Origin of the sequence: Acinetobacter sp. WCHAc010052 (assembly GCF_002165295.2) — a bacterium.
Lineage (GTDB): Bacteria > Pseudomonadota > Gammaproteobacteria > Pseudomonadales > Moraxellaceae > Acinetobacter > Acinetobacter chinensis.
Genome location: NZ_CP032143.1, coordinates 3,236,874 through 3,252,992, shown reverse-complemented (window position 1 = coordinate 3,252,992; position 16,119 = coordinate 3,236,874). Strand labels below are relative to the sequence as shown.

Below are 16,119 nucleotides of genomic sequence, written 5' to 3'. Positions count from 1 at the left end.
CGACTGCTTGAAATCTCCCGAGTAAATGTATGATTAAGTGGATCATTTTAGCTGTTTTTATTGTTTCTGCGCTGTATATTCAGCGACGAGGAAAGGTACGTCATTCGTTTTACCGTCAGTTTTTTGACCATTCCACCATTCTGGCGCCCATCAATTTTTTGATGTATATGTTTTCAAAAGTTCCGAACGAGCCTTATATTGATTCGCAGCATTTTAAAGATTTAAAAGTGCTGGATGACAACTGGGAAATGATTCGGGATGAAGCGAGAGCACTGTATGATCAGGGCGGAATTAAGGCTTCCAGTAAATATGATGACCTGGGCTTTAACTCATTCTTCAAAACCGGCTGGAAGCGTTTTTATCTGAAATGGTATGACTCAGCGCATCCGTCTGCTGCGGAACTGTGTCCTCAGACCACGGCACTGTTAAAAACATTGCCGACGATTAAGGCAGCAATGTTTACTGAACTGGCACCTGATAGTCGTTTAGTCCGTCACCGTGACCCTTATGCAGGTTCATTGCGTTATCACTTAGGGCTGATCACACCTAATGATGACCGTTGTTTTATTGATGTGGATGGTCAGAAATATTCATGGCGTGATGGTGAGAGTGTGGTGTTTGATGAAACCTATATTCACTATGCAGAGAACACCACAGATCAGAACCGTATTATTTTCTTTGCAGACGTTGAACGCCCATTAAAGTCAAAAATGATGGAGCGGTTCAATCACTGGTTTGGCAAAAAAGTCATGACAGCAGCCAGCTCTCCAAATGAAGCAGGGGATCAGACCGGTGGACTGAATAAAGCATTCGGCTATATTTACCGCTTGCGTGTCAAGGCTAAAGCCCTTAAAGCTACTAACCGTAAGCTTTATTATTTTCTGAAATGGTTTTTAATGCTCGGCATTTTCTTCCTGATCTTTATCAGACCTTATGTGTTTTAAAGCCGTACAGGTACTGAAATTAAACACTCCATTCGGGGTGTTTTTTTATCGGAAAAATAAAGATTTAAAACTGCACTGCAAAGAGCGTTTTGTGTAAGATGCTCACTAAGCAGGAGTCCTTTATGCATAAATTTCGTTCCAGAATTGACTGGTGGGTTTTAGGTTTTTTTATCTGTCTGACCGGAATGCTGGTGCAGTTGCTGCTGACCATGTATGCCAAAGGTACGATGGTGCAGTATCCTGTACATACGGCAGTCTATGTACTGGCGGCTGTTGTGGTGTGGTGGCCTGTGCTGAACACACGTTATGTGATCAGTGATGGCATGCTGACGATTCACTGTATGTGGCTGACCTGGAAAATTCCTGTAGCAGATATCCAGAGTATCACTGCGACGACCAATTCTGTTTCATCTCCGGCACTGTCACTGGACAGACTGAAAGTCGTTTATCTGAAAAATGGAAAAAGTTGTACAGTTCTCGTTTCTCCTAAAAATAAAGAACTGTTTTGCAAATCATTGATGCTGAAAGATTAATTAATAAATCAGTTGATGATTCAGTATTGTGTTTTTTTAGTTTTTTTATTTAAAACATGTAGTTAAAATGCCATTGTGTTTGTTTTTTCATCAAAATATACTCCGTGTTAATTAGAATATTACTTATTAACCAGAACATGAATATGAAAAATTTAACACTTTGTCTGTCTTCAGTTGTGATCGCAGTGACCCTGACGGGCTGTGGCGGTGGTGGTGACAGTTCATCCTCAGCGCAGGTGGTTACACCTCAGGCTTCTGTTACTGCTGATTATACTTTTATTGTTGATGATGAAACGCTTGAAACAGAAACCATCCGATATATTAATGGTGGTACAGGGCAGGTACAGTACCGCACAACTTTAGGTCCAGACAGTTTTTTACTGACGCCTTCAAAGCTTTATAATAATACATGGGTGGATGCTGTAACCCGTGCACTGAATGAAGAAACACTGACTTTCAGCAGTGCACCAGGTACTCTGAGAACGGAAACACTGAAAAAAGTGGATGTTTCTGGTCAAGATATTTTTTCTGTGGTGTATCCTGGGTATCGTGAATATTTTAAGTTCCTCAACGTAAACAGCAGTTTGAGCAGTCAGATTGTTCAGGCTTATCTGAAACCGGTTCGGTATTTTCCTGCGGGTTCAGTCTGTTATAGAACGGATAAAACTACATCCAGTCAGGGGTATATCCGTTTTGAACAGGAAGATCTGGAGACCAGGGGGAGTTATCAGGACATGGTGGATATACTGCCAGGAGTGGCAGCCGACTGGGGTGCTGAAAATCAGTGGACTTATCGTATTTCAGGAGGCACCTGGGCAGGACATGAGTGGAAATATGTCCAGTTCTTTGATCAGTACGGGTTGCTTAAAGACTCATTTGCGGTCGTGAATAACCAAGGCAAAGCCTACTATGGCGAAATGTATGATTTTGAAAATTACAGTGCCAGAACTGAAAGTGAAAAAGTCAAAGCCTTACTTGCAGATACACCCGCTCAGACAGCAGATTATTATCTGAATAACATCATGCTGAAATATAATGAGCAGGGTTGTAGCTATTATAATAATACTGCTGCCAAAGCTCTGAATTTATTGAGATAACACGCTCAGTGAAACAGCATAAAAAGGGCACGGAATGGTGTCCTTTTTTATTGATCTGTCTGAAAACTTAATACTTAGTGATTTGTTTGCTTCCTGAAACTGCTTGAAGAATAAAAAATGAATGCCTGTTATCCCAATAATATATACCGTCTTTTTATCATTTTCGGCATATTCCTGCTGTGGCTGAATTTAAGCTATCACGATGCAACAGGGTATTTAATGACTGCTGTTGGGGTTTTTCTTCCAGTGTGTTGTTTCTATATGGCATTTCATTACCGACTGACCTTTAAGGAAAATGAACTGGTTGTCCGGTCGCATTTTTTCAGGCTAAGGGTTTATCGTTATGCGGAATACCAGTTTGTATTTGGTCCAACCATGAAGGTACGTTCAAGACCTGGAACGTGGCATGTACCTTCCAGGTGCTTGACGGTTTACAGGCTGAATGAGCAGGGAGAGCCGATGGACAGTCAGCAGCACAGATTTGAATTTGCTGTGACCCTGAAGCTCAGACAGAAAATATATATGACTTTGCAACAGCGGCTTCAACGACTTGAGCTGAATCATCATCTGAAAGCTGTGGAAATGGATCAGACTTATTATTATTGACTGCCTTGAAAACCTGATGTCAGGCAGGATCTCTGACACGCAGCTGTTGATTGATCAGGTCTATATACAGATGGTTCTGGTTGGGATGATTCAGAAAGTGAACAGCCAGCAGTGGCTCAAGTTCAGTCCGTATTTTTCGGGTCAGATGCCGTGCGCCAAAACGGATATCATGGTTTAGATAAAAACAGGCTTTGGCAGCATCGCTCAGTGTGATCTGACGCTGCTGTGGTTTCAGCCGCAGATTGAGTTTTTTCAATTCAATTTCAACAAGATGGGGTAAGGCATCTGCCTGAACAGCCTGATAATGCAGGGTTCGATCAATCCGGTTTAAGAACTCAGGATCAAATTTCCTGAACATGACTTTTTCAATGATGGTCTGAGTCGGTACACGTTTCAGGCAGAGATCCTGCAGTTTTTTAGGCAACAGATTCAGTTTATCCAGATATTGCTGTGCTGCCTGCGCACCGATATTACTGGTCATAAAGATCATGCAGTTACGGAAATCAATGGTTTTGGTTCCAGCGGTCAGGGTCAGTTTTCCTGTATCCAGAATATTCATTAAGCCACGGATCACTTCTGTCGATGCTTTTTCCAGTTCATCAAACAGCACAATACCAGGGCGGGTGTGTGAACCGGCAATGGCAGTTTCATCAAATAAGCTGTGACCTTCTCTGGAGCCGACATAACCAGGAGGAGCACCGGTTATGGCAGCAGCATAATGCTCCTGTGCCAGAGTGTTCATGTCGATACGGCAAAAAGCGTCTGCCTGCCCATAAATGGCTTCTGCAATCAAACGGACGGTTTCAGTTTTACCAACACCGGTAGGACCCAGCATCAGGGTGACAGAAAGAGGTCGTTCAGGAGATGAAAAATCAGCTTTCACCACATGCAGCATTTTTTCTATTTCGTTTAAAGCCTGTTTTTGCCCAATGATTCTTTGTTCTAAATGCTGCATGACTTCGGCAGGTTCAAAATGAAAACGTGACTTGCCTGGTCTGAACGGTTGAGCGTTGTTATCCACATTGGCAGAAGCGGGTTTTACGATATGAATGGCAGCATTTTCAATGGTCATGCAGTTTGAACCTGATAAAGAAATGGGCAGATCAGATTCAGCATAGCAAATTTAAAATAGTGGATTAATAGCTTTTAACAATCAGATGATTGTTAAAAACATGCTGACATTCTGGTGTTTATAGCTTGTGATATGGTCAGCAACTGACTGATAATGATGAAAAATAGAACAAGTGATGATATAAAATGAAAAAAAGTTTTTTGCTGATAGGGACACTGGCACTGGCGGGGTGTGGCGGTTCAGATGATACTGAATCTGCACAGGCACAGCCTGTAGATCATGGGTTGTATACTTCATCATTCAATGATGCGGATGAGCTGATTTTTAGAAAATACGGGATTAGTGCTGAGGGACAACTGACCGTCCAGTATCTGAAAGGAAGTCCATCTATAGCCAGTGCAACTGGGAAATACCTGACTCAGTATGGGGTATCTGAAAGGTTGCCACCTGTATTGTCAGAGAATCACTATCTGCTGGGGGAAAAAGCCACTTTTGATGGAGACCGGCTGACATATGACATCAGTAATGGTGTTTCAGGTAACCCATTGATGCTGAGTGCTCAGTATAAAAAACAGATGTTTCCGGCAGAAAAATCAGTGACGATGGACTGAGTCCATTTTATGCAATGGATAAAACACCGACGGGGCAGATTTTACTGGCAGTACTGGGTTTAAATCTTGAGAACGAACGGTTCCCTGCCGGGTCAGTCTGCTGGCAGAAGATCTCGGTGAGCAATAATCAGGATAATATTGAGTTTTATCCTGCACTGGATTATTCAGAACAGTTTAAAGACACGGCTGTGGAGACCACTGGAAACTGGAGTGGCGTTGCATGGACCAGATATCAGCCTGATTTAAAAGTTCCACGGATTAATGTCCGTTTAACGATGGATGGCGTGGACTACTGGGGGAAATATCACCACCAGAATGAACTGATTGAGCACAGCAAATATTACGATGAAAATGAACAGATCTGGCGCGTGGCGGACCTGTACTGTGATTTCATGAACAGCATTGCTTTTCAGAAAGTAACAGGACCATTGACGAAAATTGGGAGCCACGTTAAAGGGCTGTGAGTGAAAATTTATTTGAGCAGGCTTGAAAAAACAGCGTTGAGACGACATCATCCAGATATAGTCCAAAGTTAAAAAGTCTGCTGTGAACGAAAACGCACGTGAAAATATTGAAAAAATTTTAGCCAGTATGACCACGCTTCCCGGTGTCTATAAGATGCTGGGAAAAGAGGGGGAACTGTTGTATGTGGGCAAAGCTAAAAATCTGAAAAACCGTGTATCGAGTTATTTTGTCAAAGCCATTGAACATCCGAAAACCCAGGCGCTGGTTGCCCGTATTTATAATATAGAAACGCTGGTGGTCCGTTCTGAAACTGAAGCACTGTTGCTTGAGCAGAACCTGATTAAACTGCATCGTCCGCCGTATAACATTATGCTGCGGGACGATAAATCCTATGTCTATATCTTCGTTTCCGCAGACAAACCTTATCCACGTATTGCTTCGGGGCGGGGGAAAGGCAAGCATCAGGTTGGGAAGTTTTTCGGCCCTTATCCGAGTGCCTACAATGCACGGGACACCTTACTGGTGTTACAGAAACTGTTTAATGTCCGTCAGTGTGAAAACAGCTATTTTTCACAGCGTAAGCGACCTTGTTTACAGTACCAGATCAAGCGTTGTACTGCGCCCTGTGTAGGACTGATCAGCCCTGAAGCCTATAATGAAGATGTACAGAACTCGATCCGCTTTTTAAATGGAGACACTCGGGAGTTGAATCAGGAACTGATTCAGAAAATGGAAGAAGCCGCAGAAGAACTCGAATTTGAAAAAGCAGTATTTTACCGTGACCGTATGGCATTGCTGCGTGATGTGCAGTCACAGCAGGCGATTTATAAACTCAAAGGTGAAGCCGATATTCTGGCGATTGCTTACCAGGCAGGGGTGACCTGTGTGCAGATCATGCATGTCCGCAACGGTAAAATGCTGGGTGGCAAAAGCTATTTTCCAGATATGCAGGGTGATGATCTGGGGCAGATGCTGTCTGACTTTATGGCAAACTTTTATTTTCAGGTGGCAGACGAAGTTCCTGCAGAGTTGATCATCAATACAGAGCTGCCCGACCGTAAAGAGCTTGAGCAGGCGATGCACCAGCAGTTTGAAAAGAAAATTCAGATTAAACACAGTGTCCGTGAGACCCGTGCTGAATGGCTGGAACTTGCGGAAATGAATGTTCAGCATGCCATAAAAGGAAAACTTGCCAATCATCTTGAACTGAATGAACGCTTTCATCAGCTCGAAGAAATCTGTGGGCGTCCGATAGACCGGATTGAATGCTTTGATATTTCCCATACCATGGGTGAGGCGACCATTGCTTCCTGTGTGGTGTTTGATGCAGGGGGAGCGCGTAAGCGTGATTACCGACAGTTTGCCATCGAAGATATTACCGGTGGAGATGACTATGCAGCCATGCGTCAGGCACTGACCCGACGCTATAAAAAAGCCATGTTGCCAGATCTGTTGCTGATTGATGGGGGTAAAGGGCAGTTGCATATGGCAATGGAGGTCATGCAGGAACTCGGACTGGATGCATATATGGTCGGTGTTTCCAAAGGTGAGGGGCGAAAGCCTGGCCTGGAAACCCTGCATTTCACCGATGGCACAAAAATTCAGTTAGCTGAAGACCATAAAGCCCTGCATCTGATTCAGCAGGTGCGGGATGAAGCACACCGTTTTGCCATTACCCGACATCGTGCAAAACGTGATAAACGCCGTGGAGGATCTGTGTTGGAGGCTATTCCAGGATTGGGTCCTAAACGCCGTCGTGATTTGCTGACGCATTTCGGTGGAATTCAGGGGGTGTTGAAAGCATCCGAAAATGATCTGAAACTGGTTCCTGGGCTGGGAGATGTTATGGCGAGAACCATTTATAAAGTACTGCACGAGTGAGGTGAGGTGGGTTTCTGGGGCAACGCATTTGCATAAATGCTCACTGACGCATGAGTCATTGATCATTCACATCAGCGCAAAAACAGGCAAGGATAGCAACAGTCAAAATGAAGGATGCCCCACATGTCACTCAGTCAGGTCTTTAAAGCACTTGAGCAGAATGAATGGATTGATATACCCAAAGGATGGTTACAGGGACGGACCATTTATGGCGGACTGGTTGCCAGCATGATGATGCATAAGGCGGTTGTCACCATTGCCGATCCTGGAAAACGTTTACTCAGTACCAGTGTGACTTTTGTTGGACCTGTACAGGAAAGTCAGGCACGTGTCACGGCTGAAATTTTGCGGCAGGGAAAGTCAGTAACCACCATAGAAGTACGGTTATGGCAGGATGATGCCGTTCAGAGTATTCTGATCGCCAGTTTTGGAGCACAGCGTGAATCTGCGATACAGGTACATCAGGAACGGACGGCACCTGATTATGCTGCGCCTGAAACACTGAGCATGTTACCCCGACATGCCGCAATGCCGCAGTGTTATGAACAGTTCGATGTGGGTTGGGCTGAGGGACGTTTTCCCTGTACAGGCAGTGAAAAACCTGACTTTGGTGGCTGGTTCCGCTTCAATCCTGAAAAACATGAAAACCGGGTGTTTACCGAAGCTGACCTGCTGGCACTGATGGATATCTGGCCGCCTGGTGTACTGCCGATGTTTAAAACATTGTCTCCCGCCAGTTCACTGACCTGGCATGTGACCTGTGTCCATCCTGTTCAGCATCAGTTGCTGGACTGGTTTAAATATAAAGTATTTACAGACTTTGCATCTGATGGTTATGCAACCGAATATGCCCATCTCTGGGATGCTGAAAATAGACTGATTGCGATTTCAAGACAGACGGTTACGGTGTTTGCCTAGTGACACTGTAGGTCATTTCGTATAAAGTGAAGCCTGTAAACGGTGGATAAATCTTCAAAAATCAGTATGCATTCAAATTCGTGCATTTAAAGGAACGCTGGCGGTGTCTATGACAACAGGTCAAATCCTGAATATTCCCAATATCCTGACTCTGGCGCGGATCGTACTGATTCCTGTGTTTCTGCTGGTGGCGTACTGGCCGCCTGCAATCGGGATTCACGGTCATGATGGCAGTATGTCCCGTCATATTATTCTGACCGCTATTTTTGTTGTGGCAGCAGTCACAGACTGGTTTGATGGTTATCTTGCCAGAACACTGAATCAGACTTCAGCATTCGGACGTTTTTTAGATCCTGTTGCCGATAAACTGATGGTGGCAGCGGCTTTGATTGTACTGGTGCAGTGGCAGCCTTCAATTTCCATGGCTTTTGCCGCGATTGTGATTATTTCACGTGAAATTACAGTTTCAGCTTTGCGTGAGTGGATGGCAGAATTGGGCGCAAGAACCAATGTGGCTGTGTCTACGGTCGGAAAATATAAAACCGCTTTTCAGATGATTGCGATTACGGTTTTCCTGCTCAACTGGAAACCCCTGGAAATGCTGGCATATGGTTTACTCTATACCGCCGTCATACTGACTTTATGGTCGATGTTTATTTATTTAAAAGCTGCATGGCCGTATCTGAAACAGCCCTGAGTGTTTAAGAGTATTAAAAGCCTTTCATCTGAAAGGCTTTTTTTATGGCTGAAACTTACAGTCAGCAGGGAATAACAGCATCTAACTGTGCGTTTCTTCCTCTGCCTCCTCACCAAAAGTCCGTGCAATTTTGTCAATGTTCAGGCTTTTTGCCATCGCATCAAAAATTTCCTTATAGGCACCATCCTGATGGTACAGCTGCTGATGCTCACCATGTTCGGCAATATGTCCATCCTGCATGACATAGGTATAGTCTGCATCAATAATCTGCGACAGGCTGTGCGACACAATAATAACTGTCCGCCCCTGTTTGATTTCATCCAGGCTCTGCTTGATCTGCTCTGCGGCAATGGCATCCAGGCTGGCAGTCGGTTCATCCAGGAAAATAACAGGTGGATTTTTCAGGAACATACGGGCAAGAGCAATACGCTGCTGCTGACCACCTGAAAGCATCAAAGCATCGGCTTCATAAGCCTGGGGCAGCTTCATGATCTGTTCATGAATGGAAGCTTTTTTTGCCGCGGTCATGACATCTTCAATACTTGCATCCGTTTTACCATAGCGGATATTTTCAAACACTGAGCCTTGGAAAATATGATTTTTCTGCAGTACCAGTCCAATGTGTTCACGCAGATAGGCGGTATCAATCTGCTGCAGATCCACACCATCCATACTGATACTGCCTGAGGAGGGCGTATAGAACTTATCCAGCATACTGATCAGGGTTGATTTTCCTGCGCCGGACAGACCCACCAGGGCGGTAATTTTATTGGGCTGAATGCTCATGTTGATGTTGTGCAGCGCCTGATGACCATTGGGATAGCTGAAACAGACATTTTTCAGTTCAAAGTGCCCATGTACAGGTGGTTTCAGTGCTCCACTGACCTCAATTTCATCATCAGCTTCCAGGATTTTGAAATAGCCTTCAGCGTAAATCATGGCATTGTTCACTTCATCATAAATACGGTGCAGGGAACGGATCGGTGCAGAGACATTGTTGAACAGCAGCACGTGATACATGATCATCCCGATACTCATCTGTCCATCCAGCACGAAATATGCGGTAAGAATAATGACAAAGACCACGCCCGCCTGTTCCAGGAAAGTTTTAATACCATCATAGAAAAAACCGGTTTTTTGCGCACTGAGTTGGTTCTGGGTCAGCGATTTCTGCAGTGCCAGCTGACGGGCAGACTCATCTGCTTCACGGTTGAACGATTTAATGACCGTAATGGAGTTAATGATGGTATGAATACCCTGATTTTTCTTTTCAAATACATCACGGATGGCTCGCCGTTTGGTCAGCAGTTTCTGTGATTCTTTAAACGTGATCCAGAAATAGATCGGGACAATAATGGTTGCGATCAGACCGACCCAGACATTGGCGTAATACATCAGTCCCAGAGCAATGATGGCACTGGTGAATAACGGCAGGATATCAATAAAGAAGATCTGAATTAAACGGGTTAAGTGGCTGATACCCCGATCAATACGGGTCTGTAATTTGCCAGACTGATGGTCTTCCTGTTCAAAGAAGCTCAGACGATACCTGATAAATTTTTCAATCATGTTCTGGGCAAGACTTTGCGACACCATTAAGCGCAGTTTTCCCCCCAGCAGGCTCTGACTGAAATTAATCACGGTATTCAGTATTTCTTTAGCCAGCAGGACTACCGTGATGGTGATGATGATGTGCCAGCCCTGTGTCAGTCCCTGTCCTTGCTGCAACAGACTGTTGATGCTGTCCACCGCATATTTCAGAGTCAGTGCGTTGACCTGCGCCAGCAGGGAACCGATCAGGGTCAGTGTCAGTGTCAGAATCACCAGTCCACGATAGGGGCGGACAAAGGGACGGATTTTCTGAAAAAGTTGCCACAGATTCATAAGACTTTGTTTTTATTGTTCAGATATCAGCAGTCTATGCCCATCCAGCCTGTGTCACAAGCGCATACAATGTTTTGAATTGTGAAGATGGTGAGTGGCGGTATAAATCACTAAAATGTCTGTGTTGATGAATAATTTTGAATGGGGTGTGACGATATGAATCTGGAACTGTTCACTCCCGAAGCTCAGGAAAATCTATTGCCCTGTGATGGTCAGGTGCAGGACTATGGTTTAATTCTGGATGCTCAGCAAAGTCAGCAGTATCTGAACTTTTTTTTACAGCAGCTGGCATGGCAGCAGGACGAAGTATATCTGCATGGTCAGTACTATCGGACAGAGCGTAAAGTTGTATGGTATGGCGATGAGCATTATCAGTATCACTATTCAGGCATGGCGAAACAGGCACATGTATGGAACCCGGGACTGTACAGACTGAAACAGCATATCGAAAAGCTGACGGGTCATGTCTATAATTCATGCCTGGCAAATCTATATGAAAACGGTACGCAGGGCGTAGGCTGGCACAGTGATGATGAACCCTCACTGGTTTCACCTGACAACCATGAAGTGGTGATTGCGTCACTCAGTCTGGGTGCAACCCGAAAGTTCAGGTTTCAGCATAAATGGAAAGCTGAAAAAATGGATATGCAGTTGCAAAGTGGACAGCTGATTGTGATGCGGGGACAGACACAGCGCTACTGGAAGCACTGCCTGGCAAAATCAACCCGGGTGACAGAACCACGGGTCAATCTGACTTTTCGCTGCTTTTATTCACAGATTTAAGCCTGGCAGACCCGTTCAGCGTGGATAAAGCCGCTCGTCAAACTGTTCCAGTTCTGGGAAAACCAGTGGCTCTAACTGTTCCAGCTGCTGCAGGTATTGCTGATAATCCAAAATCATCTGTTTACGGGCATCCTCTGAAATATAAGGCACATGATAGGCAATAAACGGGGGCAGAACTTCAAAGCCCACATAAGCCAGTGTACCACGCTGTACAGGAGTTAAAATGTGATCCATAGAGCCATGAATGGCACCATCACCAAACATATGGTCACGTCCACCCAGTGTAAAGCAGAGCATGGCTTTTTTACCACGCATCCCGCCGTGATTGTAAAAACGCTTTCCGCCATAGAAAATCCCAGAAACAAAAACACGGTCAATCCAGCCTTTTAAAATGGCAGGGACAGACATCCAGTACATGGGAAAATTCAGAATTACAAGATCTGCTTTCTGAATCTTTTCAACCTCGGTCTGAATATCCTGTGTCAACGCATGATTTTTGCAGGCATGGCGCTGTTCCAGTGCATAGTTCAGATAGTCAGGGTTACCGTGTGCTGTAAAATCATCTCGGGATGCGACAGGATTAAACTCCATTTCATATAAATCAGAAATCTCAACCTGATGACCCAGTCGCTGTAATTCTTCCACGGCGGTGTTTTTCAGGGTGTGGGTAAAAGACTGTGGCTCGGGGTGGGCATGTACAATCAGAATATTCATCCAGGATTCCTTTTTATTCTGTGATCTTGTTTATCTGGCGTATTGATAATGGACGCTATGCCGTGATTATTGATGAACAGAATGTATTTGCCAATGTACAGCGTTTGAGAAAGCACTGTCTTAAATGTAAATCAGAGTACCTGTGCATTTCTACAGCCCATAAAAAAGCCCATGATTTTGAACATGAGCTTTTTTACCTCTGAGGATACTGTTTTCGCAAAAGCAATATCATCTTCTATGGATCTACTGAAGAACAGAATCATAGTATGAGAATTTTATGAGTTATACAAGTTGAAATTGCAACAGATTATTGCTCATTATCACTTTTGCTGATGCTGTAGGTATGTCCCGGTAACTGATGTGTTTCAGACAGGGAAATAAAGCGTTTTTCAATCTGAGCAGCATTATCTTTGAGTATTTCAATCAGTTTATCTGTATTGATAAACTCAAAACGGTTTTTGGAGGCAAGTACTGTCAGGGCAAGAGGAGCTTCCTTGCTTGAAAATTTTACAGGGACTGACAGACCGGAAACATTTGGGTCGAGCTCCCCACGGGAAAGATAGTATCCCTGTTTCTTGATTTTTTTCATGTGCTGTACGAAAGCATCTTCATCCTGAGCAAAACCTACATTTTTCAGTTCAGTTGCAAAACGCTGGTAATAGTCATGAATTTTCTGTTTAGGTAGATGCGCCATAATCACTTTAGGTGAAGACCCCATAAATACAGGGCGGGGGCATCCACGTCCATAGGACAGAAGACTGACGTCTTTAAACACTTCGTGATGAATATCAATACAGTAATCGGTATTCAGGTGGGTCAGTAAACAGCACAACTCTGTTTTTTCAGAAATTTCCTGCATAAATGGAATACTGATCTGAACCAGTGGATCTGTCGTTCTGGAAATATAATCCATGACAGCAATCTTGGGTCCAAGGGTGTAGTCTCCAGAAGTTCCGCTCAGGCGCTGTAAAATATCTGCAGAGACGAGTTCTTTCAGATAGCGGTAACTGGTCGGTTTGGATAACCCCAGTTCCTCACTGATGGTATCCACATTAATAATCGGACGGGATACAGAGAATAAATCCAGTACAGTGAGAATTTTTCCAAAACTCGAAAGTGCCATATGAACCCTGATTGATCTGAAAGAGAAAAATAAAAAAAAGAATAATTACTTTATAACAAAATGCGGGACATCATGCAGAGCTTTTCTTGTAATCACGCTGTATTTGTCGGCATTTAAGTGGCTGAATCCATAGTGTAATAAGAACTGAGCTTTGAAAACTGTGTAAGTTTTCATTAAATATTGATGTTAATATCATATAGAGATACTTGTATTGACTTTTTATCTGTTTTTTGAAAAAATAAACAAATCAAATATCCAATGATGAATTTTAATTCAATTTAAATTGAATTAAGTCCTGAAAAGTGCCTGACAGGCATTTTCTGACTGATTTTGTTCCCTCCAGTGTGAATGTCGAAATTTCTACTGACATCATGTGCAAATGCAGATGATGTCTCTTTGTCGTCGGCTCTAAAAGAAAATATGAATCACTGGAGCTGTTGTCAAACCCTGTGAGCAGAGCGTATTTATGCTTTTATATAAACAGATTCTTGCATTCCGTCCCAATAAAATGGACTGGATTTTTGCGACCAAAACGTTTATTGCGGGCATGTTGTCTCTGTATTTTGCCTTTATTCTGAACCTGAGTTATCCCATCTGGGCGATTGGTACGGTCTTCGTGATCGCCAGCCCTTATTCAGGAATGACGGCATCCAAGAGTATTTACCGTTTGCTGGGAACATTATTCGGGGCTGTTTTTGCCGTAGCGGTTACACCGTTGTTTATCAATATGCCCATGCTGTTGATTCTGATTCTGGCGATCTGGGTCGGATTCTGTCTGTATGTGTCTCTGCTGGATCGGACACCCCGCAGTTATGTGTTCATGCTGGCAGGCTATACCGCTGTGATTATCTGCTTTAATGCGATTTATTATATTGACACGATTTCCATCTTTGATATGGCACTCGGACGGTTTCTCGAGATTTCGCTGGGGGTAGTCTGTAGTGCTGTGGTCACTGCCACAATTTTCCCTCAGCCACTGGCACCTGTTTTACAGACACGTGTGGCAAAAACCATGCAGGACACCCGATCACTGTATGATCAGATTCTGCTTGATGAATATCATCAGCCCAGTTATACCACCTTACTCGCCAGTATCACGCGGGATACCTCAGACATTCATGTCATGGCGGTACATCTGAGTTATGAAACATCGGTTAATAAGCTGATGACCAAGCCCATTCAGGAGCTGCTGCATCAGGTCACCATGCTGGTGGCAAACCTGGTGGCAATGTCTGAACGGATTAAACAGCTTGATCAGATTGATATGAGTTATCGGGAAGATTTAAGGCTGCTGCATGGGCATGTGGCTGCTTTTCTGGATGATAAACACGAGATTCATGAAAATGAACTGAGACATTTACCTGCAACATTCAATGCTGATTTTGAGCGGATGCTCAGTCATGCCCGTTCCGAACAGCAGGTGATGCTGGGGGGACTGAAAATGGATATCCGACATTTTATTCAGAATGTTCGGGCAGTGAAACTGATCTGGCAGCGGATTCTACAGGGTGATAATTCACTGCCTGAGACCATTACGCCTTTAACCACAAGCTATCCGAGTCTGCATCGGGATCATGGTGTCGCTGTACGTGGCGGAGTGTCGGCGAGTATCACTATTTTTATTGCTGCTGCGCTGTGGATATTAAGTGGCTGGAAACCTGGTTTCATGATGGCGGAAATGGCAGCGATCAGTGCCTGTATTCTGACGGCAATGGATGACCCTGTCCCTGCACTGAAAATGTTTATTCGTGCCAATCTTTATGCTGTGGTGATTGTGTTTATTTATGCCTATGGAATTTTCCCACATGTCACAACCTTCTGGGAAATGGCTGTGGTACTGGCACCGTTCATTATTTACTGTCTGATGCTGTTTCCGCATCCGCCTTTGACGGGGCTGGCTCTGCCTTTGCTGATGGGCGTGGTGATGGGACTGAATATTCAGAACCGTTATGCACTGGATCAGATAACCTTTTTTGATTTTTCCATTGGTACAGCGATTGGTCCGATTATTTCCGTCTGTGTGGTACAGATGGTGCGCTCGATGTCACCTGATATTACTGCACAGCGGATGCTCGCGCTGCATTATCGGGATATGCGACATGCCATCCGTATGCATTATGGCGTGCAGTTCAAAACGCATCTCAGGGGCATGCTTGACCGGATTGGCGTACTCAATACAAAAATGGTGCAGTCAGCCGCACTGAAAGCAGAAATGAATGCCGTGCTGATTGAGTCCAGTGCCACCATTGATCTGACCCGCTTAAATGAACTGAAAGAGAAACTGTCTTCTGACGCTGTCGCTGTGAAATGGATTGTAGCTTTACAGCACAGTCTGGAAACATGGTTTAAGGCCAGGGAAAAACAGCAGCAGCACCTGGTCGATTCTGCACAGATTTTTGAGCTGTTAGAGCGGACCGAAAATGCGGCACTGGAGATAGGTGATGAAGATATTCAGAAAAGAATCAGAATCTCGGTGAACAACATCCGTAATGGCTTATGTCAGGTTGAAACGGAACTGAAACTACAGCGTGAAATGGCGGGAGCATAAAGATGGGTGAACTGAATCTGTACGGGGTTTATATTCCGGTCTTTCTGGTCCAGGCGATACTGGCGTATATCCTGCTCAGAATAATTGCGCTATGGACAGATACCCTGATTGAAAGAGGGTGGATTGCGCTGCCGGGCATTTTCAATTTATGTCTTTATGCCATTTTACTGGGGCTGATGCACTGGATTTTCAGTCTGGTGCAGTAATGAATAAAACTTCCTGAATTGATGAATGGATAAGTGG

16 protein-coding genes are annotated in these 16,119 nt (G+C 44.2%); 12 read left to right on the top strand and 4 right to left on the bottom strand.

What is annotated here, in order from left to right; genetic code table 11:
- Positions 1 to 29 precede the first annotated feature (29 nt).
- The 4 genes from lpxO to CDG61_RS15865 all read left to right on the top strand — a co-directional run bounded on the left by lpxO (position 30) and on the right by CDG61_RS15865 (position 3,180).
- Positions 30 to 944 carry a lipid A hydroxylase LpxO gene (lpxO, locus tag CDG61_RS15880; protein ID WP_087512600.1) on the top strand — a complete coding sequence of 305 codons (915 nt, stop codon included), beginning with the start codon at positions 30 to 32 and terminating at the stop codon, positions 942 to 944.
- A gap of 122 nt (positions 945 to 1,066) precedes the next feature.
- On the top strand, positions 1,067 to 1,477 hold the full coding sequence (locus tag CDG61_RS15875; RefSeq protein ID WP_087550390.1) for a PH domain-containing protein: 411 nt from the start codon (positions 1,067 to 1,069) through the stop codon (positions 1,475 to 1,477).
- Positions 1,478 to 1,620: 143 nt separating this feature from the next.
- Entirely contained in the window at positions 1,621 to 2,574 is a 954-nt protein-coding gene (locus tag CDG61_RS15870) for a hypothetical protein (protein WP_087550391.1), read from the top strand.
- Between the two features lie 117 nt (positions 2,575 to 2,691).
- Positions 2,692 to 3,180 carry a hypothetical protein gene (locus CDG61_RS15865; protein WP_087550392.1) on the top strand — a complete coding sequence of 163 codons (489 nt, stop codon included), beginning with the start codon at positions 2,692 to 2,694 and terminating at the stop codon, positions 3,178 to 3,180.
- Between the two features lie 19 nt (positions 3,181 to 3,199).
- On the opposite strand, the gene CDG61_RS15860 is transcribed toward CDG61_RS15865, so the two are convergent.
- The gene (locus tag CDG61_RS15860) at positions 3,200 to 4,252 is read right to left on the bottom strand and encodes an AAA family ATPase (RefSeq protein WP_087550393.1); all 1,053 of its coding nucleotides are present in this window, start codon (positions 4,250 to 4,252) and stop codon (positions 3,200 to 3,202) included.
- Between the two features lie 185 nt (positions 4,253 to 4,437).
- Here CDG61_RS15860 and CDG61_RS15855 point away from each other — a divergent pair, with 185 nt between their 5' ends.
- The 5 genes from CDG61_RS15855 (at position 4,438) to pgsA (ending at position 8,824) form a co-directional block, all read left to right on the top strand.
- Entirely contained in the window at positions 4,438 to 4,863 is a 426-nt protein-coding gene (locus CDG61_RS15855) for a hypothetical protein (RefSeq protein WP_087550394.1), read from the top strand.
- Positions 4,864 to 4,877: 14 nt separating this feature from the next.
- A complete protein-coding gene (locus CDG61_RS15850; protein WP_087550395.1) occupies positions 4,878 to 5,327 on the top strand; it encodes a hypothetical protein in 450 nt (149 codons plus the stop codon).
- A gap of 82 nt (positions 5,328 to 5,409) precedes the next feature.
- Positions 5,410 to 7,209: an excinuclease ABC subunit UvrC gene (gene uvrC, locus CDG61_RS15845; protein WP_087550396.1), complete on the top strand. Its 1,800-nt coding sequence runs from the start codon at positions 5,410 to 5,412 to the stop codon at positions 7,207 to 7,209.
- 123 nt (positions 7,210 to 7,332) lie between these two features.
- Positions 7,333 to 8,127, top strand: a complete 795-nt coding sequence (locus CDG61_RS15840) for a thioesterase family protein (RefSeq protein WP_087550397.1) — start codon at positions 7,333 to 7,335, stop codon at positions 8,125 to 8,127.
- 109 nt (positions 8,128 to 8,236) lie between these two features.
- Positions 8,237 to 8,824 (top strand): CDP-diacylglycerol--glycerol-3-phosphate 3-phosphatidyltransferase, encoded by a 588-nt coding sequence (gene pgsA / locus CDG61_RS15835; protein WP_087512608.1) that lies wholly within the window; start codon positions 8,237 to 8,239, stop codon positions 8,822 to 8,824.
- A gap of 81 nt (positions 8,825 to 8,905) precedes the next feature.
- On the opposite strand, the gene CDG61_RS15830 is transcribed toward pgsA, so the two are convergent.
- Positions 8,906 to 10,708: an ABC transporter ATP-binding protein gene (locus tag CDG61_RS15830; RefSeq protein WP_087550398.1), complete on the bottom strand. Its 1,803-nt coding sequence runs from the start codon at positions 10,706 to 10,708 to the stop codon at positions 8,906 to 8,908.
- Between the two features lie 156 nt (positions 10,709 to 10,864).
- Between CDG61_RS15830 and CDG61_RS15825 the strand changes: the two genes are divergently transcribed.
- Entirely contained in the window at positions 10,865 to 11,491 is a 627-nt protein-coding gene (locus CDG61_RS15825; RefSeq protein WP_087550399.1) for an alpha-ketoglutarate-dependent dioxygenase AlkB family protein, read from the top strand.
- Between the two features lie 15 nt (positions 11,492 to 11,506).
- On the opposite strand, the gene CDG61_RS15820 is transcribed toward CDG61_RS15825, so the two are convergent.
- Positions 11,507 to 12,205 carry an NAD(P)H-dependent oxidoreductase gene (locus tag CDG61_RS15820; protein WP_087550400.1) on the bottom strand — a complete coding sequence of 233 codons (699 nt, stop codon included), beginning with the start codon at positions 12,203 to 12,205 and terminating at the stop codon, positions 11,507 to 11,509.
- A gap of 307 nt (positions 12,206 to 12,512) precedes the next feature.
- Positions 12,513 to 13,328, bottom strand: coding sequence for an IclR family transcriptional regulator (locus CDG61_RS15815; protein WP_087512612.1), 816 nt, complete (start codon positions 13,326 to 13,328; stop codon positions 12,513 to 12,515).
- Positions 13,329 to 13,794: 466 nt separating this feature from the next.
- On the opposite strand from CDG61_RS15815, the gene CDG61_RS15810 reads away from it, so the two are divergent.
- Together CDG61_RS15810 and CDG61_RS15805 are read left to right on the top strand one after the other, a co-directional pair.
- Positions 13,795 to 15,876, top strand: coding sequence for an FUSC family protein (locus CDG61_RS15810; RefSeq protein WP_087550402.1), 2,082 nt, complete (start codon positions 13,795 to 13,797; stop codon positions 15,874 to 15,876).
- A gap of 2 nt (positions 15,877 to 15,878) precedes the next feature.
- Positions 15,879 to 16,082: a DUF1656 domain-containing protein gene (locus CDG61_RS15805; RefSeq protein WP_087512614.1), complete on the top strand. Its 204-nt coding sequence runs from the start codon at positions 15,879 to 15,881 to the stop codon at positions 16,080 to 16,082.
- Positions 16,083 to 16,119 lie beyond the last annotated feature (37 nt).

What these genes read in the sequence shown, in the direction of transcription:
- lpxO (WP_087512600.1), top strand. Translation starts at nt 30, where the DNA reads ATGATTAAGTGGATCATTTTAGCTGTTTTTATTGTTTCTGCGCTGTAT.
- CDG61_RS15875 (WP_087550390.1), top strand. Translation starts at nt 1,067, where the DNA reads ATGCATAAATTTCGTTCCAGAATTGACTGGTGGGTTTTAGGTTTTTTT.
- CDG61_RS15870 (WP_087550391.1), top strand. Translation starts at nt 1,621, where the DNA reads ATGAAAAATTTAACACTTTGTCTGTCTTCAGTTGTGATCGCAGTGACC.
- CDG61_RS15865 (WP_087550392.1), top strand. Translation starts at nt 2,692, where the DNA reads ATGAATGCCTGTTATCCCAATAATATATACCGTCTTTTTATCATTTTC.
- CDG61_RS15860 (WP_087550393.1), bottom strand. Translation starts at nt 4,252, where the DNA reads ATGACCATTGAAAATGCTGCCATTCATATCGTAAAACCCGCTTCTGCC.
- CDG61_RS15855 (WP_087550394.1), top strand. Translation starts at nt 4,438, where the DNA reads ATGAAAAAAAGTTTTTTGCTGATAGGGACACTGGCACTGGCGGGGTGT.
- CDG61_RS15850 (WP_087550395.1), top strand. Translation starts at nt 4,878, where the DNA reads ATGGATAAAACACCGACGGGGCAGATTTTACTGGCAGTACTGGGTTTA.
- CDG61_RS15840 (WP_087550397.1), top strand. Translation starts at nt 7,333, where the DNA reads ATGTCACTCAGTCAGGTCTTTAAAGCACTTGAGCAGAATGAATGGATT.
- pgsA (WP_087512608.1), top strand. Translation starts at nt 8,237, where the DNA reads ATGACAACAGGTCAAATCCTGAATATTCCCAATATCCTGACTCTGGCG.
- CDG61_RS15830 (WP_087550398.1), bottom strand. Translation starts at nt 10,708, where the DNA reads ATGAATCTGTGGCAACTTTTTCAGAAAATCCGTCCCTTTGTCCGCCCC.
- CDG61_RS15825 (WP_087550399.1), top strand. Translation starts at nt 10,865, where the DNA reads ATGAATCTGGAACTGTTCACTCCCGAAGCTCAGGAAAATCTATTGCCC.
- CDG61_RS15820 (WP_087550400.1), bottom strand. Translation starts at nt 12,205, where the DNA reads ATGAATATTCTGATTGTACATGCCCACCCCGAGCCACAGTCTTTTACC.
- CDG61_RS15815 (WP_087512612.1), bottom strand. Translation starts at nt 13,328, where the DNA reads ATGGCACTTTCGAGTTTTGGAAAAATTCTCACTGTACTGGATTTATTC.
- CDG61_RS15810 (WP_087550402.1), top strand. Translation starts at nt 13,795, where the DNA reads ATGCTTTTATATAAACAGATTCTTGCATTCCGTCCCAATAAAATGGAC.
- CDG61_RS15805 (WP_087512614.1), top strand. Translation starts at nt 15,879, where the DNA reads ATGGGTGAACTGAATCTGTACGGGGTTTATATTCCGGTCTTTCTGGTC.